Below are 22,164 nucleotides of genomic sequence, written 5' to 3'. Positions count from 1 at the left end.
GAGCAGGATTCACATAAAGTCATTCAAAATTACTTCATTCGTAAATCAAACACACTAATCACCCACAAGCCCATGGACGCTTTTTCCGACTTGCGGTTTTTTGCACTTCTGATGAAGGAAGGCAGCCTCGCGGCTGCCGCCCAGCAGATGGGCATCACTCCGCCGGCCGCCAGCAGGCGCCTGGCGCAGCTGGAACGGCGGCTGGGCGTGCGGCTGCTGCGCCGCACCACGCGACGCATGAGCCTGACGCCCGAGGGTGAGACCTACCTGCTCGACGGCGCGCGCATCCTCGGCGACCTGGATGCGCTGGAGCGCACCGTGGCTGGCGCGCGCAGTTCGCCACGCGGGCTCATCAAGCTGGCAGCCACGCTGGGTTTTGGCCGAATGCATATTGCCCCCGCCCTGTCGGCGTTTGCACGCGCCTACCCCGAGGTGGAGGTGCAGTTGCACCTGACCGACCGGCCCGTGAATCTGGTGGAACAAGGCTTTGACGCCGCCGTGCGATTTGGTGACCTGCCGGACTCACGCCTCACGGCCCGCAAACTGCTCGCCAACCGGCGTGTGCTGTGCGCATCGCCCACCTACCTTGCCCAGGCAGGCGAGCCCGTGCAACCGGCAGACCTGCTGGCCCACCAGTGCATCGTGATCCGCGAAAGCGACGAGACCTACGGCACCTGGCATCTGCGCCAGGGCGAGCGCCAGGAGACGGTGAAGGTGCGCGGCATGCTGAGCACCAACGATGGCGCAGCTGCCACCACCTGGGCACTGGAGGGCCACGGCGTGCTGATGCGATCCGAATGGGACGTGGCGATCCACCTTTCTGCAGGCCGCTTGCTGCGCGTGCTGCCAACATGGTCGCTGCCGGCGGCCGACGTGACGCTGGTCTACCCCACACGCAGCGATCTGTCGGCCAAGATGCGCGCGCTGACAGACTTCCTGCGGGAGTGGTTCTCGGCACCGCCGCATGCATGAAGGCCCGCAGGCTGAAGTCATCGCACGGGCCACGGCTTGAGATTTCTGCGGATGTGCCGATAACACAGCATGCAGATCTCAAGTGCAACCCCTTCGACGGGCACAGCGTCCAGCGCCAGTGCAGCCAGCAACATCAACAAGCTGCAAAAACGGATGCGCGAACTGACCGACGAACTGCGCAACGTCGCCGGACAGGACATGGAGCCCAAGGCCAAGCAGGAGAAGGTCAAACTGCTGCAGGCCCAGATCCAGATGGTGCAGCAACAGATAGCAGCCATCCAGCGCCAGATGCAGCAAGAGCAGATGGACCGAGCCCAGGCACAGCAACAAGCCAAGGCCAGCCAGCAGCCACGATCCACCCCGGCGAACAAGCCGCAGAACCTGCCTGGGTTGGGAGAGTCGGTCGATACTTTTGCTTAGTGCTCTGGCACTGCGCGAGGACATGCTGCGGAGCGTGCAGTCTCATGCAGTTTTGGAGAACGACTAGGGCTTGTTCACCAGGGTCAGCGTGGCAAACGGCAGGTGGTGCATCAGCTCGCGCAACACCAGCAGCGTGCCCGCAAAGACAGGATCCTCCGGCAGGCCTTCGTGTGCGGCCGGGCGCCCCTCGGCCACAGCGGCCAGGCGGTTGAAAAGACGCTCCATGGCCTCCAGCGTCAGCACGCGCTGGGCTCCCGGCGGTACGCCCGCCAAGGTGGCCAGGTCATGCAACGCCGCATCTGTAGACCATGGGGCCCACACCTGCCCGCCGGGCAACAGGCCTTGCAGTTGCTGGTGTCCCACATGGATCTCATCCTCCACTACCGCAATGGCGGTCTCCAGTTCCAGAGGTGTGGGCACGGCATGGCGGAAAAACTGGCGCGCCGTGCGCTCGCCACCCAGCGGCAGAGTCAGCCGCACGGACGGCATGGGGGTATCTGCCCCCGCAGCCCAGAGCACCTGGTGAGGCCCCAGGTGCAAGCCACAGCTCCATGCACCCGGCAGGCCGTTGCGCCGCGCCTGCTGGTAGCTGCGTGTGGCCGGGTCGTCGGCAGCAAGACTGTGTTGCTGCGCCTGTGCCGAGGAGGCAGGGAGCGCAGAAAGGGATGGAGAGCTGGGATGGTTCACGGGACCTCCTTGACAACATAACGGCCGAACGCAGGAGGGGTGGAGAGGCCCCACTGCCGTTGCCCTGCAGCACTCTAACCCCGCACGGGGCAGACTGCATGCATACATCGGTGACAACGCACAGGACATGCGGCACGCGGGCTGCTCAATGCCCACGCCACGGCGCCAGTGACCGGACAGGGACACCAGACCCGCCACACCGCCGACACCGGGCGCCAGCGCCTTCCTACACCGGGCGCATTCCACGGTCCCTACAGTCGGTTGCGAGGAGAAGGGCACAGCCAGCGCGCTGGCCCCACCACCAGAACCCACCCACAGGAGAACCCGCCATGCAAGCCATCCGCACCGCACCTCGCCGCTCCCCCTGGCCGCTCATCATGGGCGCGGCTGCGTTGATGGGCGTGCTGGTGCTGTCAGCGTGCTCGACGCCACGCACACCGGATGGCGTGCAACCCGTCACGGGCTTTGATGTGGACCGGTATGCAGGGCACTGGCACGAGCTGGCGCGCATTGAAAACTCGTTTGAGCGGGGGCTGACCCAGGCCAGCGCCACGTACAGCCGCAACGCGGACAACACCATCAAGGTGGTGAACCGAGGGTATGACCCGGTGCGCAAGCAGTGGAGAGAGGCCGAGGGCCGGGCAGAGTTTGTGGACAGCCCCGACCGGGCCGCACTCAAGGTGTCGTTCTTCGGACCGTTCTATGGCGGCTACAACGTGGTGGCGCTGGACGAAAACTACCAGTGGGCGATGGTGGTGGGCTCCAGCACCGACTACCTATGGGTACTGTCACGCACCCCCACCCTGCCCTGGCATGTGCGCGAACACCTGATGGAGCGCGCTAAGGCCCTGGGGGTGGATGTGAGCAAGATCGTCTGGGCGCAGCCCGGTGCAGAGCAACATGCGCGCCGGGTGGCGGTCAGAACCTGATGACAGCGCAGCAGGGCCTGAAGGCTTGCGGCGCCCAGTCAACAGCTCGGCGCCGACGGCACCAGATTATCAAAATTGATAGCAACCGGCGCATTTTGCACTAGCGCCTGCGGCAGATTTGGCCTGAAACTCACCCACCAGGCACTGTGGCGGCAGCTACCAGACGCTGGGTGTACGAGTGCTGGGGGGCATCCAGCACATCGGCCACGCTGCCACTTTCTAGCACCGCGCCGTCCTTCATCACCACCACATCGTGCGCCATGGCGCGGATCACGTCCACGTCGTGGGTGATGAGCAGGTAGCTCAGGCCCTTTTCTTTTTGCAAGCGCTGCAGCAGGCCCAGCACCTGCTGCTGGATGGTCACATCGAGCGCGCTGGTGGGCTCGTCCAGCACCAGCACCTGGGGCTGCACGATCAGGGCACGCGCAATGGCCAGCCGCTGGCGCTGGCCGCCGGAGAATTCATGCGGGTAACGCTCGAGCAAACGCGGGTACTGAGTCTCGGCCAGGCCCACCTCGTCCAGCGCGGCCTCGACGCGCACGCGGCGCTGGGCCACGGTCAGTGTGGGCTCGTGTACCTTCAGGCCCTCGCCCACGATCTCTTCGACTGTGAGACGCGGTGACAGCGATGAAAACGGGTCCTGAAACACCACCTGCACCCGGCGGCGCAGCTGCTGGTTGGCTGGTGTGTTGCGCGTGGCAGGCTGTTGCCACGCCTGCCCTCCCACCTGCAACTCACCTGCGTATGGCAGCAGCCCCAGGATGGCCTGTGCCAGCGTGGACTTGCCCGAGCCGGATTCGCCCACTACGCCCAGCGTCTGGCCGGGCAGCAGTTGCAGCGTGGCACCTTGCACGGCCACAAACTCGCCCTTCTTGAACCAGCCCCTGATGCCCGGCAATGGCGTGGGGTAGACCACGCGCAGATCCTGTGTCTGCACCACCAGCGCAGTGCCTGCGGGTGGGTCGGCCTCGACCACATCGCGGCGCGGCTGGCTGGCGATCAGACGGCAGGTGTAGGCATGCTGGGGCGCGCCGAACACCTCGGCCACTGGCCCCTGCTCTACCAGCACCCCCTGCTCCATCACGGCCACGCGGTCGGCAAAGCGGCGCACCAGGTTCAGGTCGTGCGTGATCAGCAGCACCGCCATGCCGGTCTGGCGCTGCAAGTCGCTCAGCAGGTCCAGGATCTGGCCGCGCAAGGTCACGTCAAGTGCTGTGGTGGGCTCGTCGGCCAGCAAAAGCTTGGGGCTGCTGGCCAGGGCCATGGCGATCATGGCGCGCTGGCGCTGGCCGCCCGAGAGCTGGTGTGGAAAGCTGTTGGCGCGGCGCGCGGGTTCGGGGATGCCGGTTTGCGCCAGCAGCTCGATGGCGGCTTGCGCGCACTGGGCGCCGGTGAGCCCCTTCTTGAGCAGCAGGATTTCGGCGATCTGCTGGCCTATCGTCATCAGCGGGTTGAGCGCGGTCATGGGCTCCTGGAACACCATGGCGATGTCGCCGCCGCGCACGCCGCGCATCTCGCGCTCGGTCATCGCCAGCAGGTCGCCCCGCCCTTGCAGCAGGGCCTGGCCGGTGATGGCGGCATTGCCCGCCAACCGCAGCAGGCTCAACGCCGTGATGGTCTTGCCCGAGCCGGACTCGCCCACCAGTGCCAGCTTTTCACCCGCAGCCAACGTGAAGTTGACGCCGCGCACCACCTCTTTGGAGCCAAAGCGCACATGCAGGTCGCGGACACTCAACAGCGGCAGACCTGCAGCCGAGCCGCCGCCGGGCCGTCCCAAGGCGGCGAGAGCCCCCTCGGGGGGCAGCGAGGACACGCCAGTGCCGAGCGTGGGGGACGTCATTGGTCTGCCTTTCGCGGGTCGAGGGCATCGCGCAGCGCGTCCCCCATGAAGGTCAGCAACAACAAGGTGACCACCAGCACGCCGAAGGTGGACAAAGATATCCACCACGCATCAATGCTGTTCTTGCCCTGGCTGAGCAACTCGCCCAGCGAGGGCGTGCCGGGCGGCACGCCCAGGCCCAGAAAATCTAGCGATGTGAGCGCCAGGATGGCCCCGCTCATGCGGAAGGGCAAGAACGTGACCACGGGCGTCAAGCTGTTGGGCAGGATGTGGCGCCAGATGATCTGGGCATTGCTCACCCCCAGGGCGCGCGCCGCCTTCACATAGTCAAGCTGGCGGTTGCGCAAGAACTCGGCCCGCACATAGTCCGACAGCCCCATCCAGCCAAACAGGCTCAGCAAGATGAGCAGCAGCGCAATGCTGGGCGCGAATACCGCGCTGAAGATGATGAGCAGATACAGCTCGGGCATGGAGCCCCAGATCTCGATGAAGCGCTGGAACGCCAGGTCGGTCTTGCCGCCAAAAAACCCCTGGATGGCGCCGGTGAGCATGCCCAGCAACACGCCTGTAATGGTGAGCGCCAGACCAAACAGCACACTCACGCGGAATCCGTACAGCAGCTGCGCCAGAAGGTCACGTCCGCGGTCGTCCGTACCCAGCCAGTTGTCTGACGTGGGCGCCGAGGGGTTGGGTGCCTTGGCGAAGTAATTGAGCGTGTTGGGGCCGTAGGGGTTCAAGGTGTAAAGCGCCCAGTTGCTGCCAGAGGAGAGGCGCTCCTTGATGAAGGGGTCCAGGTAATCGGTTGGTGTCTCGAAGTCTCCGCCGAAGGTCTTTTCGGGGTAGTCCTTGAGCATGGGGAAGTAGGTTTGCCCCTCGTAGCGCACGATAAGAGGTTTGTCATTACTGACCAGCTCGGCGCACAGGCTCACCAGCACCAGGGCGCAGAAGATCAGCAGGCTCCAGTACCCCAGGCGATTGCGCTTGAAGCGCAGCCACGCGCGGCGGGAGGGCGAGAGCGAAGGCGATGCGGGAGCAGAACTCATCAGGGCCATGGGTTCGTTCGGGCTAGTCAAACTTCACGCGCGGGTCCACCCACACATAACAAAGGTCGCTGACGAGCTTGGTGACCAGCCCGATCAGCGTGAACAAATACAGCGTGCCCAGCACCACGGGGTAGTCGCGGCGGATCACGCTCTCGTAGCTGAGCAGGCCCAGGCCGTCGAGAGAGAACAGGGTTTCGATGAGCAGCGAGCCCGCAAAGAACGCACCGATGAAGGCAGCGGGGAACCCGGTGATGATGGGGATGAGCGCGTTGCGGAACACATGCTTCCACAGCACCTGCCGCTCGCTCAGGCCCTTGGCACGGGCCGTCAGCACGTACTGCTTGCGGATCTCTTCGAGGAACGCGTTCTTGGTCAGCATGGCCGTCACGGCAAAGCTGCCCAGCACCATGGCGATCACCGGCAGCGTGATGTGCCACAGATAGTCCACGATACGCGCGCCCCAGGACAGCTCGTCCCAGTTGGCCGACGTGAGCCCCCGCAGCGGAAACCACTGCAGCTGCCCGCCAAAGATGACCAACAACGCCACACCCAGCACAAAGCCCGGAATGGCGTAGCCCAGCAGGATGAGCAGCGTGGTCACCAGGTCAAACCGCGACCCGGCCCGCACCGCCTTGGCCACGCCCAACGGCACGGCGACGAGGTAGCTGATGAAGAAGGTCCACAGGCCCAGGCTGATGGAGACGGGGAGCTTCTCGACCACCAGTTGCCACACGTCCTTGTTCTGAAAGAAGCTCTTGCCCAGATCAAAACGCGCGAACTGGCCCAGCATCTGAAAAAAACGTTCATGTGCAGGCTTGTCAAAGCCGTACAAGGCCTTGATCTGCTCCAGCCGCTTGGGGTCCACGCCCTGCGCGCCCCGGTAGCTCAGGCCGCCGCCTTCGGCACCACCGCCCCCGCCAACGCCAGCCTTGGCTTCGGCCATGTACTGCTCCACAGGGCCGCCCGGCACAAACTGGATCACCACAAAGGTCAGCAGCAGCACGCCCAGCAAGGTAGGGAGCATCAGCAACACGCGTTTGAGGATGTAGGCAAACATGGGTGGGCTGGCGGGTGGTTATTTTTTGTCGGGCGCGGTCTGTGGCGGTATGCGTGCCCACCAGGTGTCAATGACCCAGCCCTCGCCGCTGGAGTACGGCGGCACCATGGCGGGCTTGGCCAGTCTCCAGGCGTTGTAGGCCATGCGGTGCGTGGCCGCCGTCCATTGCGGAATGAGGTAGTGGCTGTGCGCAATGATGCGCTCCAGCGCGTGGCAGGCGGGCAGCAGCTGGGCTTCGGTTTTGGCCGAGGTCATGGCCTTGATCATGGCGTCCACCGCAGGGTTCTTCACGCCCGCAAAGTTGCCGGAGTCTTCCACGTCGGCCGCCTGGCTGCCGAACATGTCGGCAAACTCCTGCCCCGGGTTGTGGGTGCCCTGGAAGGCCATCGAGGTGATGTCGAAGTCAAACTTCTGCAGGCGCTGCTGGTACAGCGCAAAGTCCACGGAGCGGAAGCGCAAGGTGACACCGATCTTTTCGAGGTTGCGCATCCAGGGGGTGATGGTGCGCGCTCCACCTTCGTTGCTGTCCATGTATTCCAGCACCATGGCCTCGCCCTTCGCGTTGCGCAGGGCGCCATCGCGCACCTCCCAGCCCGCCTGTTTGAGCAGGGCCTGCGCGCGGCGCAGGTTGGCACGCAATGACGAATCGCCGTCGGTGCGCGGGGGCACGGTCATGGGGCCAAAGGCGGTTGCGGGAATGTCTTTGCGGTAGGGCTCCATCAGCGCAAGCTCCTCGGGCGACGGGCTGCCCCTGGTTTCGCACGCGGTGTTGCCAAACAGGCCGTTCACGCGCTGGTAGGCGCCGTAGAACATCTGGCGGTTCATCCACTCATAGTCCATCGCTAGGCCCAGGGCCTCTCGCACGCGCGCATCCTGCAGCAGCGGGCGGCGGGTGTTGAGCACGTAGCTCTGAAAGCCCGACGGCAGCTTGTGCTTGAACTCGCCCTTGACCAGCTCGCCGGTGTCGAATTTTTTGCCCGTGACGCGGCGGGCCCAGTCGCCCGCGCTGAAGAACCGCATGAGGTCGAACTCGCCCGCCTTCAGGGCCTCCAGCCGCGCCGTGTTGTCCTTGTAGATCTTGACGAGGATGCGGTCGAAGTTGGCCGTGCCCTTGCGCACATTGAGGTCGCGCGCCCAGTACTGCGGGTCGCGCACATAGGTGATGTCCTTGCCAAACCGCACGGGCCCGATCTTGTAGGGGCCGCTGCCGATGGGGATGTCCATCACCACCTGGTCAAAGGGCTTGGCCTTGCCGTTTTCCACCCCCCAGTCGCGGCTGAACACCGGCAACCCGCCCACGGTGATGGGAAGCTCGCGGTTGGGTTGCTTGAAGCGGTAGCGCACGGTGCGGTCGTTGATCACATCCACGCCCGCCACCTCGATCAGCAAAGTCTTGTACGCAGGCGAGGTGAAGGGACCCACCAGCGTTTCGTAGCTGTGCTTCACGTCCTGTGCCAGCACTGGCTTGCCGTTGTGAAACCGCGCCTCGGGCCGTAGGCGGAAGGTGGCAGACAGCCCATCGGGGGCGACTTCCACGTCCTCGGCCAGCAGACCATAGCCGGTCGCGGTCTCGTCCATGGAGCCCACCAGCAGCGAGTCGAACATCAGCGACGACAGGTAGGCGGGTGCGTTGCCCTTGATGGTGAACGGGTTGTACTTGTCGAAGGTGGAGACGCGCAGGTTGCTGACCAGCCGCAACTCGCCGCCCTTGGGGGCGTCGGGATTCACGTAGTCGAAATGCGCAAAACCCGCCGGATAGCGCGGCGCGCCCCACAAGGCATACGCATGCGCTGCCCACGCTGGAACAGCACACCCCATCAGCAACAAAGCCAGCCAAAACCGCATGCGACAATTCTGCACTACGTTCGCAGGGGCTTGCAGCCAAAGCCGCATATCCACATGCACCGGGCGCCAAGCCTGCATTCCGCTATTCCACAAGGAGATTTCACATGGGTTTTCTGACCGGCAAGAAGCTGCTCATCACGGGCGTGCTGTCCAACCGCTCCATCGCCTACGGCATTGCCAAGGCCTGCCACGAGCAAGGCGCCGAACTGGCGTTCAGCTACGTGGGCGAGCGCTTCAAGGACCGCATCACCGACTTTGCGGCCGAGTTCAATTCCCAGCTGGTGTTTGACTGCGATGTGGCCAGCGACGAGCAGATCGCGCGCATGTTCGCGGATCTGTCGCAGACCTGGCCGAAGTTTGACGGCTTTGTGCACAGCATCGGCTTTGCACCGCGCGAAGCGATTGCGGGCAACTTTCTGGACGGCCTGAGCCGCGAAGGCTTCCGCATTGCACACGACATCAGTGCCTACAGCTTCCCGGCCATGGCCAAGGCGGCCCTGCCCTATCTGAACGACAAGTCGTCGCTGCTGACACTGAGCTACCTGGGCGCGCTGCGCTCCATCCCCAACTACAACACCATGGGTCTGGCCAAAGCCAGCCTGGAAGCCAGCGTGCGCTACCTGGCAGAGGCCGTGGGCCGCACCGAAGACGGCCGCAGCATCCGCGCCAACGGCATCAGCGCAGGTCCCATCAAGACGCTGGCTGCCAGCGGCATCAAGGACTTTGGCAAGCTGCTCAGCCGCGTGGCCGATGCCTCACCCCTGCGTCGCAACGTCACGATTGAAGACGTGGGCAATGTGGCGGCCTTCCTGCTGTCGGACCTTGCCTCGGGCATGACCGCCGAGATCACCTATGTGGACGGCGGCTTCAGCCAGACGGCGGGCCTGAGCGCCGACCAGGTGTAAATCCTCGCCAGGGCTGCACGCTCACTACGTAATTGGCTTCTAGCGCACATAAATCATGCGCTAGAAGCTATTTTTTTGATAGCACCACCTACCTATGCTCCGCAGACACTGGCTGGCCTGTATGGGCCTTGCACCCCTGGCGGCACTTGCAATACCCCAGGCCTGGGCCGCCGACGCGCCCGCCCTGTTGCTGGCCAATGTGTACCGCCCCGGCATGCGGCTGGCGGACTACTGGGTGAGCGAAAAATACGATGGCGTGCGCGGCTTTTGGGACGGCCACACACTGCGCACGCGGGGCGGCGAGACCGTGGCGGCCCCGGCATGGTTCACCGCCGGCTGGCCTGAAACTCCCATGGACGGCGAGCTGTGGGCAGGACGCGGCCGGTTCAGCCACGCCCAGTCCACCGTGCGCCAGCAGCAGCCGGACGATGCCGCATGGCGCGAGATGCGCTTTATGGTGTTTGACCTGCCCGCCCATAGCGGCACGTTTGACCAGCGCCTTCCTGCACTGAACAAGCTGGTCGAAGCGCTGGACCAGGCTTGGGTGCAGGCGGTGCCACAACAGCGTGTGGCGAGTGACGCAGCACTCCAGAAGTTGCTGCTGCGCACCGTGCGTGCGGGTGGCGAAGGACTGATGCTGCACCGTGGCGCATCCATGTACCGAGCAGGTCGCAGTGACGATCTCATCAAGGTCAAGACCCACGAAGACACCGAGGCCCGCGTGGTGGCCCATCTGCCCGGCCAAGGCCGCCACGCGGGGCGGCTGGGTGCCTTGGTGGTGGAGATGCCTTCGGGCCAGCGGTTCCGGCTGGGCGCAGGGTTGACCGACGCCGAGCGCGACCACCCGCCGCCCGTGGGCAGCTGGGTGACCTACCGCTTTCGGGGCTCCCACGACAGCGGAGTGCCGCGCTTCGCGAGTTTTGTGCGGGTGCGAGAGGACATGCCGCCGATCCGCTGACAGCGGCCACAGCGACCCCTGGCCGATCCCGGCCCTGCGATGCGGCGGCCATGCCAGCGGGCGGGCCGCCCCTCCCATCAGTTGCGCAATCAGTTCGGCAGCAGGACCTTGTCCACCACGTGGATCACGCCGTTGGACTGGTACACGTCGGCAATCGTCACCGTCGCCGTACCGCCCTTTTCGTCCGTCACCATGACGGCATTGCCGCTGGCCTTGGCGGTGAGCGTACCGCCCGCCACCGTCTTGAGGCTGGCCATGCCTTTGCCGTCAGCAATCATCTTGGACAATGCAGCAGCGTCGTACTTGCCCGCCACCACGTGGTAGGTGAGCACCTTGGTCAGGGTGGGCTTGCTCTCGGGCTTGAGCAGCGTATCCACCGTGCCGGCGGGCAATGCGGCAAACGCCGCATTGGTGGGCGCAAACACGGTGAACGGACCGGGGCCCTTCAGCGTCTCTACGAGGCCTGCCGCCTTGACCGCCGCCACCAGGGTGGTGTGGTCCTTGGAGTTCACGGCGTTGTCGATGATGTCCTTGCTGGCCAGCATGGGCGCACCGCCCACCGTGACCTGTGCCGCGGCAGGCATTGCGGCAGCAGCCACGGCTGCGGTGAGGGCGATGGTGGCAAGGCGGGCGTTGAATCGAAGGGTCATGGGAATCTCCTGAGAGGTGTGTGAAGACAGTCGTCACCGCATGAAAACCACGCGGCTGACAGTCAATACGGCAGCACCACAACAGCGGATTCAAATGCACAAAAAAATCGCTCCGCCAGCCATGCCGGGGGAGCGATTTTCGAGAGGCTGGTGCACCCACACACCAGCGCGAAGACGTGCTTACACGTTGCGCCCGTACGGACCGTCGTCGCCCACCTGCACCAGGTTCTTGGCGGTCGCCAGTGGCTTGGGGTTCTTGCCGGTCTTACCTTGCTCTGCCACGCAGTCGGCGTAGTAGCGCACCTGGCCGTTCTCGTCTTCCACTTCCACCAGGCCGTGGATATCGGTCTCAAAGCCCGGACACAACTTGGCGAATTCGCGCGCGAACTTGAGGTAGTCCACGATCTTCTTGTTGAACACCTCGCCCGGGATCAGCAGCGGAATGCCTGGGGGGTACGGTGTGACCAGGCCCACGGTGATGCGGCCTTCCAGGTGGTCGATCTCCACGCGCTCGGTGGTGCGGTGCGCAATGTGCGCGTACGCATCCGAGGGCTTCATGGCGGGCGTGAGGTCCGACAGGTACATCTCGGTGGTCAGGCGCGCGATGTCGTACTTGGCGTACATCTCGTGCACGTGCTGGCACAGGTCCTTGAGACCCATGCGTTCGTAGCGCTTGTGCTGCTGGCAGAACTCCGGAAGGATGCGCCACATGGGCTGGTTCTTCTCATAGTCGTCCTTGAACTGCTGCAGCGCAGTCAGCAGCGTGTTCCAGCGGCCCTTGGTGATGCCGATGGTGAACATGATGAAGAAGCTGTACAGGCCCGTCTTCTCCACCACCACGCCGTGCTCGGCGAGGTACTTGGTCACGATGGACGCGGGGATGCCGGTCTTGTCGAACTTGCCGTCCAGGCTCAGGCCCGGCGTGACGATGGTGGACTTGATCGGGTCCAGCATGTTGAAGCCGTCAGCCAGCTGGCCAAAGCCGTGCCACTTGCTGCCCTTCTTGCTCTTGCTGTCGCTGCGGATGATCCAGTCTTCTGCGCGACCAATGCCCTCGTCGGTGAGCTTTTCGGGGCCCCAGACCTTGAACCACCAGTCGTTCTTGCCGAACTCTTCTTCCACCTGGCGCATGGCGCGGCGAAAGTCGAGTGCCTCCAGAATGCTTTCTTCCACCAGCGCGGTGCCGCCGGGCGGCTCCATCATCGCAGCGGCCACATCGCAGCTGGCGATGATGCTGTACTGAGGGCTGGTGCTGGTGTGCATCAGGTACGCCTCGTTGAACAGGTGGCGGTCGAGCTTGGTGGTCTGCGAGTCCTGCACCAGCACATGCGATGCCTGGCTGATGCCGGCCAGCAGCTTGTGGATGGACTGTGTGGCGTACGTCACCGAATGCTTGGGGCGCGTGCGCTTTTTGCCCATGGCGTGGTAGCTGCCATAAAACGGGTGGAACGCCGCGTGCGGCAGCCAGGCCTCGTCAAAGTGCAGGTTGTCCACATAGCCATCGAGCATGCCCTTGATGGTCTCGGTGTTGTACAGCACGCCGTCGTAGGTGGACTGCGTGAGCGTCAGCACGCGGGGCTTGACCTTCTTGGCATCCACGCCTTTGAGCAGGGGGTTGGCCTTGATTTTGGCCTCGATCGCCTTGGGCTCGAACTCGCTTTGCGGGATGGGGCCGATGATGCCGAAGTGGTTGCGCGTGGGCTTCATGAACACAGGGACGGCCCCGGTCATGATGATGCTGTGCAGGATGGACTTGTGGCAGTTGCGGTCCACAACCACCACATCCCCGGGCGCCACAGTGTGGTGCCACACCATCTTGTTGGATGTGGACGTACCGTTGGTCACAAAGAAGCAGTGGTCGGCATTGAAGATGCGCGCGGCGTTGCGCTCGCTCTCGCCAATGGCGCCGTTGTGGTCCAGCAGCTGGCCCAGCTCTTCCACCGCGTTGCAAACGTCGGCGCGCAGCATGTTTTCGCCATAGAACTGGTGGTACATCTGGCCCACGGGGCTCTTCAAGAACGCGACGCCGCCGGAGTGACCGGGGCAGTGCCAGCTGTACGAGCCGTCTTCGGCGTAGTCCAGCAGCGCCTTGAAGAACGGTGGCTGCACGCTCTCCAGGTAGCTCTTGGCCTCGCGGATGATGTGGCGCGCCACGAATTCGGGGGTGTCCTCGAACATGTGGATAAAGCCGTGCAGCTCGCGCAGGATGTCGTTGGGCAGGTGGCGACTGGTCTTGGTCTCACCGTGCACATAGATGGGCACTTCGGCGTTCTTGCGGCGCACCTCGCCAATGAAGTTGCGCAGGCTCAGCACGATGGGGTCCAGCCCTTCGCCCTCGGAGAATTCTTCATCGTCGATGGACAAGATGAAGGCACTGGCGCGGCTTTGCTGCTGCGCAAACTGCGAGAGATCGCCATAGCTGGTGACCCCGACCACTTCAAAGCCCTCGGCCTCAATGGCCTGTGCAAGCGCACGAATGCCAAGCCCCGAGGTGTTCTCGGAACGATAGTCTTCATCGATGATGATGATGGGAAAGCGAAACTTCATGCGCAGCCTCCAAGGAGCCGTGGCCTGCCCGGCCAAAAAACGAAATAGGCGCGAAGTGTAAGGAATAACGTTGACGCGCCTTTGAACTGCCATCCTTTTGACCCAGAATGTGGTGCACTAAACACAACCACACAAGGAGGTTCTACATGGAGGCATCCACCATCTGGTGGCTGGCAGCAGGGGCCGTGGTCGTGGCAGAACTGCTCACCGGCACGTTCTATTTGCTGATGGTGGCCCTGGGGCTGGTAGCCGCCGCCGTGGCCGCCCACCTGGGCCTGGCGTCCGCAATGCAGATGGTGTCGGCCGCCATCGTCGGCGGCGGGGCCGTCGTGGCCTGCTACCTGCTGCGGAGAAAGCGCCCCGGCGATCCGTCTGCACGTGCGGACCGCAGCGTGAACATGGACGTAGGCGAAACCATCCTCATCGAAAGCTGGAGCCCCGACGGCACCACCACCGTGAAGTACCGGGGCGCCCAATGGACGGCCATGCACCGCCCCGGCGTCACCCCGTCTACTGGCATGCATCGCGTCGCCGAGCTGGTGGGCAACCGCCTGCTGGTGGACCCGCTGTAAACACCGCAGACTCCCTGTCGATCACCCCAGAAAGGCTTCCCATGGAAATTGCCATCGTCATCCTGATCATTGCCGTGATCTTCATCGCCCGCTCGGTCAAGGTCGTGCCCCAGCAAAACGCCTGGGTCAAGGAACGCCTGGGCAAATATGCGGGCACGCTGACCCCCGGGCTGAACTTTCTGATCCCCTTTGTGGACAAGGTCGCCTACAAACACAGCCTGAAGGAAATTCCGCTCGATGTGCCCAGCCAGGTCTGCATCACGCGCGACAACACGCAGCTGCAGGTGGACGGCATCCTGTACTTTCAGGTCACCGACCCGATGCGCGCCAGCTATGGGTCGAGCAACTACATCATGGCCGTGACCCAGCTGGCGCAGACCTCGCTGCGCTCGGTCATCGGCAAGCTCGAACTCGACAAGACCTTCGAAGAGCGCGACATCATCAACGCGCAGGTGGTGCAGGCCATCGACGAAGCCGCCCTGAACTGGGGTGTGAAGGTGCTGCGTTATGAAATCAAGGACCTGACCCCGCCCAAGGAAATCCTGCACGCCATGCAGGCCCAGATCACTGCGGAGCGGGAGAAGCGCGCACTGATTGCCGCCTCAGAAGGCCGCCGCCAGGAGCAGATCAACATCGCCACCGGCGAGCGTGAGGCCTTCATCGCCCGCTCCGAGGGCGAAAAACAGGCTGTCATCAACAAGGCCCAGGGCGAGGCCGAATCCATCAAGGCCGTGGCCGAAGCCAACGCCCAGGCTATCGAACGCGTGGCCGCAGCCATCCGCCAGCCCGGTGGCGAGCAGGCCGTGCAGCTCAAGGTGGCTGAAAAAGCCGTGGATGCCTACAGCCAGGTCGCGTCGGACGCCACCACCACCCTCATCGTGCCCAGCAACATGACCGAGGTGTCGGCACTGATCGGCTCGGCGATGAAGATGGTGCAGACATCCCAAAAGGCAGGCTGACAACGTGTCGGCCCACTGAAATTTTCAGGCGATACCGATCAGTGGCCGGAATGCACCCAATCCTGTGGCTATAATCGAGGGCTTCGGAGAGGTGGATGAGCGGTTTAAGTCGCACGCCTGGAAAGCGTGTGTGGGCTAATCCCCACCGCGGGTTCGAATCCCGCCCTCTCCGCCACATATCAACCCAGGTGATTTCGGTCACCTGGGTTTTTTGTTGTGGGGGCTGGCTTTTGCACACAGGACCCCGGCGCTTTGGGCTGAACATCAACGACTTTGCGCCCCGCTCGGCGCATGGCAGTGTCTGCGACAGCCATGGCCATTCATGTCGACGACCCAGCGATTGCGGGGCTGGGGCTGACCTCCAGCGTGGTGCGCAGGAGCACACCGGGTGCAGTGCCCACACAGGACCTTGAGGCCATACAGGTCCCGGTGCTGGTCTACCACCATGCCAGGGACGGCTGCGAACACTGCCAGGCCAGCGATACGCCCGCCATTCTGAGAGGGCTGGCGCGGGCGCCGGTCAAAAAGCTCATGGTGGTCCATGGCGTCGCCAACCCCCATCGGTGATGAGTGTGCTGGCCAACATTGGCACGGCTTCATTGGCATCGAGCAGGAGGCCATTGCCCAGATCACCGCGTGGATTCAAAAGCCCGCGCCCTGATCTATTCATGCCGCGATGACCGCTGGACGGCTCCACAGGAGCCCTCTGCAGTCCGTCCGCTTGGCACTCCATCCGCCTCCCACTCAAGGCCCTGAACCGGACCTCCGGACGCTTGCAGGGCGCGGAACGTTTCTGGCAGGTTTGTAAAGGCAACAGGCCGTAACAGTTGCCCATGGAGCCCTGTTATGGCACTTGTCTTACACGCGGAACTGCGGCACTTTGCTGAAATCCTAGCCAGCAGCCATTGAGGTTGCACCGGGAGGTCATTGCGGCCCCCACCCCTTTTTTCAGAAGGACTTCACCATGAAACGCCATTCCTTACCGCCGGGAGCGCGCGCGTTGATAGCGTTCATCGGAACCGTGGTGCTGGCAGTGCTGGCGGCGGTGTCATTGCTGATGCCGGACGTGGCCGTACAGTCTGTGGATTCGATGTCGCACGGGCTTACCGGGCTTGACCAGATTTTGTCCACCAGCTTTCTGGACCACTGAGTTGTGATGCGTGCAGGAGTGGCTGGCGCTGCGCTGCAGCGCGTGTGGGTCCAAACAGCAACACAGTAGTAAAAAGCATAGCATCGGAGTACCATTCGGCGCTGCACACCGGCACTTTTCGGTGGCATTCTGGAATGGAGGACGATCGTGACCACACGTTTTCGCATCTCTGCAAACCGTTTTTCCTTGATTCACTCCCCGAAATTCTGGGGATCGATGGTGTTGCTGGCCGCTGTGGCGGGCTGTTCCAGTCCCCGCGACAACGCCTTGGACGAGTTCTCGCGCTGGTACGACGGTGCCAGGGCCCAGGCCCAGGCAGGGGCCATGAGCTGGAGCGAGCTGTACAAGCAAAGCTTTGACCGCCTGACCGCCCTGCCCCCCTCCCTGCAACAAGACACGCGTCTCGAAAACACGGTGCTGCTGCTGTCTGTGGCCCGCAAGCTGGAGTCCAACGAGATCAGCCCCCAGCAGTTCGCCACGGAGCGAGACGACATCGAGACCCAGTTGCAGGCTCGCCTGCGCTGACGAAGCCACCAGTAGCGGCAGTTCAGCTTCTGGCGGCCTGGTCAATGGCTTGAGTAGCGGTTGCTGAAGCGACTGGGGCAGCTTTTTTGCCCGCGCCACGGCTCGTTACCTGCCTCCTCCCTAGCGTGGCGGCCAACGCTATCGAGACGTAGACCTCGACTGCTCCACCACCCCCACGCGACGGCGCAACGCATCGGCTGCCGCAGTGTCCCCGGTAGCCTCTGCCCTTTGCACCTGCAGCAGCAACCATGCCATCAGCGGCCTGCGCCAGCCCTGTGCCGACGCGGTATCGGTGGCTGTGGTGATGACTGCGGGGCTGGCGTGCCCCGTCTGCAACAACACGCCCGCCGCCACCAGGCGCGAAAGGGGGTCGGCAATGCCTGCCAAGCTGGCAGCGTTGCCTGCCGTGGCGACCGCACGCTGCGCCGGTGGCAACAGCGCCACCTGGCTGGCCTGCACGCGGCCCGCCAGATAGTCGGCGTAGGCCTGCTCGGGCGCAGCGGCGTCGGCGCGCAAGGCCTCAAAACGCTCGCACGGTTCGGTGACCAGACTCGCCACCTGGGCCGCGCAGCGCATCAGCTCCAGGCGCGCCAGCAGATCGGGGCGACCCGTGCGCGCCACTTCGGCGCGGGCCCGGTCCCATTCGAGCTTCTCCACCCGCGCGTTGCCGGACAGGTAGGCCTCGATGGCCTTCTGGGACGCGCCCTGGGCATTCATCTGCCAGTCAGGCACCGGGGGTTGGCTGGAACACGCAGCCAATGCGAAGGCACAGCCGATGGACAGGAGCCGCAATGCAGCCCGCAAACGAGGTGCAGCAGAGGGGTTCATGGCAGCTTCAGCTCCGTGTCGCGTGCAAAGGGCCATTTGCGGTTGATCTCGTTGACCAGGCTTTCCACCTTGCGCAGATTGCTTTCCACCTCGGCGCGCAGCGCGCCCAAGTCCGTCGTGGCTTCGCGGGCATTGGCGCCGATGGCCTGGGCCTCCACCAGCACGGCATCCACCTTCTTGAGGCTGGTGCGGGTGTCGGACAACAAGCCATTGAGCTGGGCCACGGTGGCGCGCACCTCAGGCACCACCGCGTCCTTGTTGCCCTCGCTGCCAAACACCTGTTTGTCGGCGCGGGCGGCCATGCCGTCCAGGCGCGCCAGCAGCGCGTTGGTGCGCTCCAGCGTGGCCACAATCTTCTTCGCATCGGCTTCGTTGCCCATCAGCACGCCCAGGGCGCCGCCCGGCCCGTTCAGGCGCTCCGTGAGGGCCTTGACGTTGGTCAGGGTGTTGCCCAGCGCGGTGTCGGGCGACGTCAGGGCGTTCAGGTTGGTCAGCAGCTCGCGCGCGGTGGCCATGAGCTGCGGGATCTCCGCCGTGGCATCCCCGCGCAACACCGGCCGCACGGCGCCATCGGGCAGTGCGGGGTCGGTCAGGATGCCGGAGTACGCCCGGATGTTGGTGCCCCCCACCAGACCGCGTACCAGCGTGAACACGCTGGACTCGCGCAGCCAGTGCGCGTCCTTGCGGGGCACGTCCACCAGGATGCGGGCATTGCCCGATTCGGCCAGCTCGATGCGCCGCACGCGGCCAATGGGAAAGCCCGAGAAGGTCATGTCCATGCCCACCACCACGCCTTCGGAGTCATCGGCCGTCAGCACCAGCGTCTGCGTGGGCTCAAAAGCACCCCGCGCATACAGCAGGTACAGGCCCGAACCCACGATGAGGGCCAGGGTGAACAGCAGCAGCGCCGCAGCCTTGAGTTCCAGATAGGCCACCGGGCGCAGGGTCTCGACCGGAGGCGCGTCGGCCCCGGCGGGGCCATGCGATGGGGGAGGAGGATGGTCGTTCATGTCGTGGGTTTATGCGGGTGGGTGCGACCGGCGCGGGCCGTCAGTAGTAATTGCCCATGAGCGAGGCGACCTCGATCAGCAGCAGCACCGCAAACATGCGGGCCAGGCCGCCCAGTTCCGAGTCGGGCTGGGTGCGTTCGCCGCTGTCATACAGCCCGGCAGCCATGGGGATCAGCGCCACGGCCAGGCTGAAGAACAGGGTCTTGAGCACAAACACCATGGTCACGCTGGGCGAAAACACCTGGCCGAACATGCGCGTATAGCTCGGCAGCCCCGCCATGTTGAAGCCGTACACCCCCAGGTACGCCAGCACCAGCGCCACCACGCAACTGAGCGCAGCCAGCGTGACGCAGGCAAACACCCCGGCAATCACGCGGGGCAGCAGTTCGATGCGCACCGGGTCAGAGCCCTGGCGGCGCAGCGCCTCGAACCGGCCCGTGAGCCGCAGGTGCGCCAGTTGCGAGCCGTTGGGAATGGTGCAGCGCATGGCCACAAACAAGGCGGCTGTGAGCGGGATGAGCTCCAGCACCAGCACGCGGATCACCATCTCCAGCGCATAGCGCGACAGCCCGTAGCTCAGCGCCGTGACCACCACAATGCGCGTGAGCACCAGGCTGATGAGCGCCGCCAGCACCGTGAAGCCCAGCAGCACTGGCGCCGTGTCCAGATACAGGTGCCGGGCCAGCGCGCGGCGGGTGCCCTTGCCGTAGCTGGACGGCGACAACACCAGCACCAGCACCACCGCGCCCAGGTACAGGATGCGCCACCAGGCCACCGCCCAGCGCCGCGCCGTGTTCCACACACGTTCGGGCAGGGAGAGGCCGGGAAGGCGCGAGATCATGGGCGGATCATAGCGGGGGCATGCGCCAGGGCAGCCCATGGCAGACTTCTGGAGATATTTGGGCCATTTTCGGACGGTAGCGCTACAAAAATACGCCTAAGCAGCTATCAATTAAATAGCAAATAGCACACACGCAGCCACGCCGTACAACAACTGCTCACACATGGCGCTTGCCCTGGCCGGGAGGGGCGTTGACGCCCACGGGCTGCGCGTCAGCCCGCGCATGCAGCGCTTCGATGATGTGGCAGGTGGCGTCCGCTCCGTCGCAGCGGCTGCGCAGCGCCTGCAAGTCGGCCTCCAGCGCCTGCAGCTCGGCCAGGCGGGTGCGCACATGCACCAGGTGTGCATCCAGCGTGTCGCAGGCGGCATGGCAGTCGGTCTTGCTGTCCCAGTCCAGCGCCAGCAAGGTCCTGACCTCGTCCAGCGACATGTCCATGGCGCGGCACAGGCGGATGAAACGCAGCTGGTGCACGTCGGCGCTGCTGTACAGGCGGTAGCTGTTGTCGCCGCGCGCACCGGGCGGCAGCAGCCCCTCTTTTTCGTAGTACCGGATATTGGCGGCCGACACGCCGGACTGCTGGGCGGCCTCGCCAATGCGGAACTGTGCAGCGTTGGGATCCATGGGCTTGACCTTCAAGTGACTTTAAGGTTTCCAATGATGCCATCGCTTTCCAAAACCGCCAGGAGAAAACACCATGTCCGCCCATTGCCATCACGACCACAGCGCCCCCGGCCACAGCCACGATGCCCCCGCCAGCGCAGACCCGCGCTACCGCCGCATCCTGTGGATTGCGCTCGTCGTCAACGCCGCCATGTTTGTGGTGGAACTGGGCGCGGGCACCCACTCGGGCTCGGCGTCGCTGCTGGCCGATGCCATCGACTTTCTGGGCGATGCGGCCAACTATGGCCTGTCGCTGTGGGTGCTGGCCATGGCGCTGACCTGGCGCGCACGCGCCGCCCTGCTCAAAGGCGCCAGCATGCTGGCGTTTGGCGTGTTCGTGATCGGCCGAGTGGCCTGGGGGGTGTGGCAAGGGGTTCCGCCCGAGCCCTTCACCATGGGTGGCGTGGGCCTGCTGGCGCTGGCGGCCAACCTGGGTGTGGCCGCCCTGCTCTACGCCTGGCGCGAGGGCGACGCCAACATGCGCGGCGTGTGGCTGTGCACCCGCAACGACGCGCTGGGCAACCTGGCCGTGATGGCGGCCGCGCTGGGGGTGCTGGGCACGGGCACGGCCTGGCCCGACCTGGCGGTGGCGGCCGTCATGGCGGGCCTGGCCATCAGCGGCGGCTGGAGCGTGATCCGCCACGCGCGGCAGGAGCTGGCCAGCACCGCCGGCGTCCCCGCAGCACACGGGCACTGATCCATGCGCGTACGCCTGTCCACTCCGCTCCATGCACCGCCCGAATGGGTGGCTGCGCAACTGCAAAGCACATCAGTGTTCCGCCACATCACGGCGCCTCTGGTGCGGTTCAAGCGCCCTGGCGGCGCGCCCTGGCCCACCCACTGGTCTCCCGGTGATCTGCCGTTGCAGATGCGGCTGCTGGGGCTGCTGCCCATGGGCTCGCAAACCGTGCGCATCTCCATCGAGCCATCTGCCCAGGCCGGTGCCTGGCCCACGCTGCGCGACAACGGCGAGGGCACGCTGATGCGGCGCTGGGACCACCGCATCACGCTGCAGCCGCTGCCGGACGGCCGCACGCTCTATACCGACGACATCGAAGTGGTCGCGCGCCACCTGCCCTGGCTGATGACGCCGCTGAGCGCGGCGTTTGCCCAGGTGTTCTACAGGCACCGACAACGGCGCTGGCGCCAGCTGGCGGCGCGCCACGCAGCAGCACCCATGGCTGACCCCTTGCAGAGGGAGCGCGCATTCGACCACCTGCTGGCAGCGTTTGCGCGCGATGCCGACGCACCGCCTGCCACCCGCTGGCATTGGCTGGAGGCCGCGCACGTGCTGGGGCAGACCACGCTGTCCCTGCATTGGCGGTCACACAGGGCCATGCTGCGCTACGCACTGCAGTTGCGCGACCTGCGCGAGGCCGGCGGACAGGTACTGCGGCTGGCACTGGTGCCCCTGGGCCACGCGCTGGCGCGGCTGCCCATCGGCAACACGGGCCGGGCGCAGATCAGTGCGCTGGCGCCCATGGCGCCGCAGCCGCACATCACGCAGCTGATCGACGGGGCGTTGGCAGCTGTCAGCCTATCGGCCACCCAATTTCAGCCAAAAAACGATGCTAGCGCTTGAATCATATGTGCTGGTAGCTATCAAATCAGGAGTAACCGGCTGACTGGTGCGATGGCAAGTTGGCACTCGGAAGTTGACGCACGACAAGCCCGGTATGGAGCTTGCATGGTCAAATCCCATGCCTGTGCGCCGCCCTCTGCTCCGGGGGCCGCGAGCACAGCCTTCATCCCTTTGCCCTTTGCC

The 22,164-nt window shown here is 64.8% G+C and carries 23 protein-coding genes and 1 tRNA gene; 13 read left to right on the top strand and 11 right to left on the bottom strand.

The features are described 5' to 3' along the window. Positions 1 to 72 precede the first annotated feature (72 nt). Entirely contained in the window at positions 73 to 972 is a 900-nt protein-coding gene (locus tag C8C96_RS13580; protein WP_056746571.1) for a LysR substrate-binding domain-containing protein, read from the top strand. A gap of 69 nt (positions 973 to 1,041) precedes the next feature. Further along, the gene (locus C8C96_RS13575; protein WP_121942651.1) at positions 1,042 to 1,392 is read left to right on the top strand and encodes a FlxA-like family protein; all 351 of its coding nucleotides are present in this window, start codon (positions 1,042 to 1,044) and stop codon (positions 1,390 to 1,392) included. A 63-nt stretch (positions 1,393 to 1,455) separates the two neighbouring features. Here the strand turns inward: C8C96_RS13575 and C8C96_RS13570 are convergent, their stop codons facing one another. Then, on the bottom strand, positions 1,456 to 2,079 hold the full coding sequence (locus tag C8C96_RS13570; protein ID WP_121942650.1) for a hypothetical protein: 624 nt from the start codon (positions 2,077 to 2,079) through the stop codon (positions 1,456 to 1,458). A 329-nt stretch (positions 2,080 to 2,408) separates the two neighbouring features. On the opposite strand from C8C96_RS13570, the gene C8C96_RS13565 reads away from it, so the two are divergent. Further along, entirely contained in the window at positions 2,409 to 3,008 is a 600-nt protein-coding gene (locus C8C96_RS13565; protein ID WP_121942649.1) for a lipocalin family protein, read from the top strand. A gap of 130 nt (positions 3,009 to 3,138) precedes the next feature. Here the strand turns inward: C8C96_RS13565 and C8C96_RS13560 are convergent, their stop codons facing one another. The 4 genes from C8C96_RS13560 to C8C96_RS13545 are packed head-to-tail and all read right to left on the bottom strand — an operon-like array spanning position 3,139 to position 8,793. After that, positions 3,139 to 4,848 carry an ABC transporter ATP-binding protein gene (locus tag C8C96_RS13560; protein WP_233584235.1) on the bottom strand — a complete coding sequence of 570 codons (1,710 nt, stop codon included), beginning with the start codon at positions 4,846 to 4,848 and terminating at the stop codon, positions 3,139 to 3,141. Beyond that, a complete protein-coding gene (locus tag C8C96_RS13555) occupies positions 4,845 to 5,891 on the bottom strand; it encodes an ABC transporter permease (RefSeq protein WP_121944010.1) in 1,047 nt (348 codons plus the stop codon). The genes C8C96_RS13560 and C8C96_RS13555 overlap by 4 nt, the downstream gene beginning before the upstream one ends. A 22-nt stretch (positions 5,892 to 5,913) precedes the next feature. Beyond that, complete coding sequence (locus C8C96_RS13550) at positions 5,914 to 6,948, bottom strand: microcin C ABC transporter permease YejB (RefSeq protein WP_099730569.1); 1,035 nt, start codon at positions 6,946 to 6,948, stop codon at positions 5,914 to 5,916. Between the two features lie 18 nt (positions 6,949 to 6,966). Next, entirely contained in the window at positions 6,967 to 8,793 is a 1,827-nt protein-coding gene (locus C8C96_RS13545; protein ID WP_121942648.1) for an extracellular solute-binding protein, read from the bottom strand. 104 nt (positions 8,794 to 8,897) lie between these two features. On the opposite strand from C8C96_RS13545, the gene fabI reads away from it, so the two are divergent. Together fabI and C8C96_RS13535 are read left to right on the top strand one after the other, a co-directional pair. Next, positions 8,898 to 9,698 (top strand): enoyl-ACP reductase FabI, encoded by an 801-nt coding sequence (fabI, locus tag C8C96_RS13540; protein WP_056064037.1) that lies wholly within the window; start codon positions 8,898 to 8,900, stop codon positions 9,696 to 9,698. 94 nt (positions 9,699 to 9,792) lie between these two features. After that, positions 9,793 to 10,656, top strand: coding sequence for a DNA ligase (locus C8C96_RS13535; protein ID WP_121942647.1), 864 nt, complete (start codon positions 9,793 to 9,795; stop codon positions 10,654 to 10,656). A gap of 89 nt (positions 10,657 to 10,745) precedes the next feature. Here the strand turns inward: C8C96_RS13535 and C8C96_RS13530 are convergent, their stop codons facing one another. Together C8C96_RS13530 and C8C96_RS13525 are read right to left on the bottom strand one after the other, a co-directional pair. Further along, positions 10,746 to 11,306, bottom strand: coding sequence for a fasciclin domain-containing protein (locus C8C96_RS13530; protein WP_121942646.1), 561 nt, complete (start codon positions 11,304 to 11,306; stop codon positions 10,746 to 10,748). Between the two features lie 180 nt (positions 11,307 to 11,486). Continuing rightward, positions 11,487 to 13,853 carry an arginine/lysine/ornithine decarboxylase gene (locus C8C96_RS13525; protein ID WP_056064046.1) on the bottom strand — a complete coding sequence of 789 codons (2,367 nt, stop codon included), beginning with the start codon at positions 13,851 to 13,853 and terminating at the stop codon, positions 11,487 to 11,489. A gap of 146 nt (positions 13,854 to 13,999) precedes the next feature. On the opposite strand from C8C96_RS13525, the gene C8C96_RS13520 reads away from it, so the two are divergent. The 6 genes from C8C96_RS13520 to C8C96_RS13495 all read left to right on the top strand — a co-directional run bounded on the left by C8C96_RS13520 (position 14,000) and on the right by C8C96_RS13495 (position 17,059). Further along, a complete protein-coding gene (locus C8C96_RS13520; protein ID WP_056746584.1) occupies positions 14,000 to 14,425 on the top strand; it encodes an NfeD family protein in 426 nt (141 codons plus the stop codon). 41 nt (positions 14,426 to 14,466) lie between these two features. Further along, complete coding sequence (locus C8C96_RS13515) at positions 14,467 to 15,384, top strand: SPFH domain-containing protein (protein ID WP_056064052.1); 918 nt, start codon at positions 14,467 to 14,469, stop codon at positions 15,382 to 15,384. An 85-nt stretch (positions 15,385 to 15,469) separates the two neighbouring features. Next, a tRNA-Ser gene (locus C8C96_RS13510) sits at positions 15,470 to 15,559 on the top strand. Positions 15,560 to 15,696: 137 nt separating this feature from the next. Then, entirely contained in the window at positions 15,697 to 15,951 is a 255-nt protein-coding gene (locus tag C8C96_RS13505) for a hypothetical protein (RefSeq protein ID WP_121942645.1), read from the top strand. Positions 15,952 to 16,348: 397 nt separating this feature from the next. Then, positions 16,349 to 16,534 (top strand): hypothetical protein, encoded by a 186-nt coding sequence (locus tag C8C96_RS13500; RefSeq protein WP_056064060.1) that lies wholly within the window; start codon positions 16,349 to 16,351, stop codon positions 16,532 to 16,534. A 147-nt stretch (positions 16,535 to 16,681) separates the two neighbouring features. After that, complete coding sequence (locus tag C8C96_RS13495) at positions 16,682 to 17,059, top strand: hypothetical protein (protein ID WP_121942644.1); 378 nt, start codon at positions 16,682 to 16,684, stop codon at positions 17,057 to 17,059. Between the two features lie 138 nt (positions 17,060 to 17,197). On the opposite strand, the gene C8C96_RS13490 is transcribed toward C8C96_RS13495, so the two are convergent. The 4 genes from C8C96_RS13490 to C8C96_RS13475 form a co-directional block, all read right to left on the bottom strand. Next, positions 17,198 to 17,887, bottom strand: coding sequence for a hypothetical protein (locus tag C8C96_RS13490; RefSeq protein ID WP_370107356.1), 690 nt, complete (start codon positions 17,885 to 17,887; stop codon positions 17,198 to 17,200). Then, complete coding sequence (locus C8C96_RS13485; RefSeq protein ID WP_121942642.1) at positions 17,884 to 18,897, bottom strand: MlaD family protein; 1,014 nt, start codon at positions 18,895 to 18,897, stop codon at positions 17,884 to 17,886. The genes C8C96_RS13490 and C8C96_RS13485 overlap by 4 nt, the downstream gene beginning before the upstream one ends. A 40-nt stretch (positions 18,898 to 18,937) precedes the next feature. Further along, entirely contained in the window at positions 18,938 to 19,738 is an 801-nt protein-coding gene (locus C8C96_RS13480; RefSeq protein ID WP_015014693.1) for an ABC transporter permease, read from the bottom strand. 157 nt (positions 19,739 to 19,895) lie between these two features. After that, complete coding sequence (locus tag C8C96_RS13475; RefSeq protein WP_121944009.1) at positions 19,896 to 20,360, bottom strand: Cd(II)/Pb(II)-responsive transcriptional regulator; 465 nt, start codon at positions 20,358 to 20,360, stop codon at positions 19,896 to 19,898. A gap of 73 nt (positions 20,361 to 20,433) precedes the next feature. Between C8C96_RS13475 and C8C96_RS13470 the strand changes: the two genes are divergently transcribed. Next, positions 20,434 to 21,096 carry a cation transporter gene (locus C8C96_RS13470; RefSeq protein WP_121942641.1) on the top strand — a complete coding sequence of 221 codons (663 nt, stop codon included), beginning with the start codon at positions 20,434 to 20,436 and terminating at the stop codon, positions 21,094 to 21,096. A gap of 3 nt (positions 21,097 to 21,099) precedes the next feature. Next, positions 21,100 to 21,981, top strand: coding sequence for a DUF3703 domain-containing protein (locus tag C8C96_RS25150; protein ID WP_233584233.1), 882 nt, complete (start codon positions 21,100 to 21,102; stop codon positions 21,979 to 21,981). The last annotated feature ends 183 nt before the right edge of the window (positions 21,982 to 22,164 follow it).

The organism is Acidovorax sp. 100 (assembly GCF_003688355.1).
Lineage (GTDB): Bacteria > Pseudomonadota > Gammaproteobacteria > Burkholderiales > Burkholderiaceae_C > Acidovorax > Acidovorax delafieldii.
This window is presented reverse-complemented; position numbering and strand designations above follow the sequence as displayed.

Coding starts and splice junctions, on each gene's coding strand:
- C8C96_RS13580 (WP_056746571.1), top strand. CDS start 73: ATGGACGCTTTTTCCGACTTGCGGTTTTTTGCACTTCTGATGAAGGAA.
- C8C96_RS13575 (WP_121942651.1), top strand. CDS start 1,042: ATGCAGATCTCAAGTGCAACCCCTTCGACGGGCACAGCGTCCAGCGCC.
- C8C96_RS13565 (WP_121942649.1), top strand. CDS start 2,409: ATGCAAGCCATCCGCACCGCACCTCGCCGCTCCCCCTGGCCGCTCATC.
- C8C96_RS13560 (WP_233584235.1), bottom strand. CDS start 4,848: ATGACGTCCCCCACGCTCGGCACTGGCGTGTCCTCGCTGCCCCCCGAG.
- C8C96_RS13555 (WP_121944010.1), bottom strand. CDS start 5,891: ATGAGTTCTGCTCCCGCATCGCCTTCGCTCTCGCCCTCCCGCCGCGCG.
- C8C96_RS13550 (WP_099730569.1), bottom strand. CDS start 6,948: ATGTTTGCCTACATCCTCAAACGCGTGTTGCTGATGCTCCCTACCTTG.
- C8C96_RS13545 (WP_121942648.1), bottom strand. CDS start 8,793: ATGCGGTTTTGGCTGGCTTTGTTGCTGATGGGGTGTGCTGTTCCAGCG.
- fabI (WP_056064037.1), top strand. CDS start 8,898: ATGGGTTTTCTGACCGGCAAGAAGCTGCTCATCACGGGCGTGCTGTCC.
- C8C96_RS13535 (WP_121942647.1), top strand. CDS start 9,793: ATGCTCCGCAGACACTGGCTGGCCTGTATGGGCCTTGCACCCCTGGCG.
- C8C96_RS13530 (WP_121942646.1), bottom strand. CDS start 11,306: ATGACCCTTCGATTCAACGCCCGCCTTGCCACCATCGCCCTCACCGCA.
- C8C96_RS13525 (WP_056064046.1), bottom strand. CDS start 13,853: ATGAAGTTTCGCTTTCCCATCATCATCATCGATGAAGACTATCGTTCC.
- C8C96_RS13520 (WP_056746584.1), top strand. CDS start 14,000: ATGGAGGCATCCACCATCTGGTGGCTGGCAGCAGGGGCCGTGGTCGTG.
- C8C96_RS13515 (WP_056064052.1), top strand. CDS start 14,467: ATGGAAATTGCCATCGTCATCCTGATCATTGCCGTGATCTTCATCGCC.
- C8C96_RS13505 (WP_121942645.1), top strand. CDS start 15,697: ATGGCCATTCATGTCGACGACCCAGCGATTGCGGGGCTGGGGCTGACC.
- C8C96_RS13500 (WP_056064060.1), top strand. CDS start 16,349: ATGAAACGCCATTCCTTACCGCCGGGAGCGCGCGCGTTGATAGCGTTC.
- C8C96_RS13490 (WP_370107356.1), bottom strand. CDS start 17,887: ATGAACCCCTCTGCTGCACCTCGTTTGCGGGCTGCATTGCGGCTCCTG.
- C8C96_RS13485 (WP_121942642.1), bottom strand. CDS start 18,897: ATGAACGACCATCCTCCTCCCCCATCGCATGGCCCCGCCGGGGCCGAC.
- C8C96_RS13480 (WP_015014693.1), bottom strand. CDS start 19,738: ATGATCTCGCGCCTTCCCGGCCTCTCCCTGCCCGAACGTGTGTGGAAC.
- C8C96_RS13475 (WP_121944009.1), bottom strand. CDS start 20,360: ATGGATCCCAACGCTGCACAGTTCCGCATTGGCGAGGCCGCCCAGCAG.
- C8C96_RS13470 (WP_121942641.1), top strand. CDS start 20,434: ATGTCCGCCCATTGCCATCACGACCACAGCGCCCCCGGCCACAGCCAC.
- C8C96_RS25150 (WP_233584233.1), top strand. CDS start 21,100: ATGCGCGTACGCCTGTCCACTCCGCTCCATGCACCGCCCGAATGGGTG.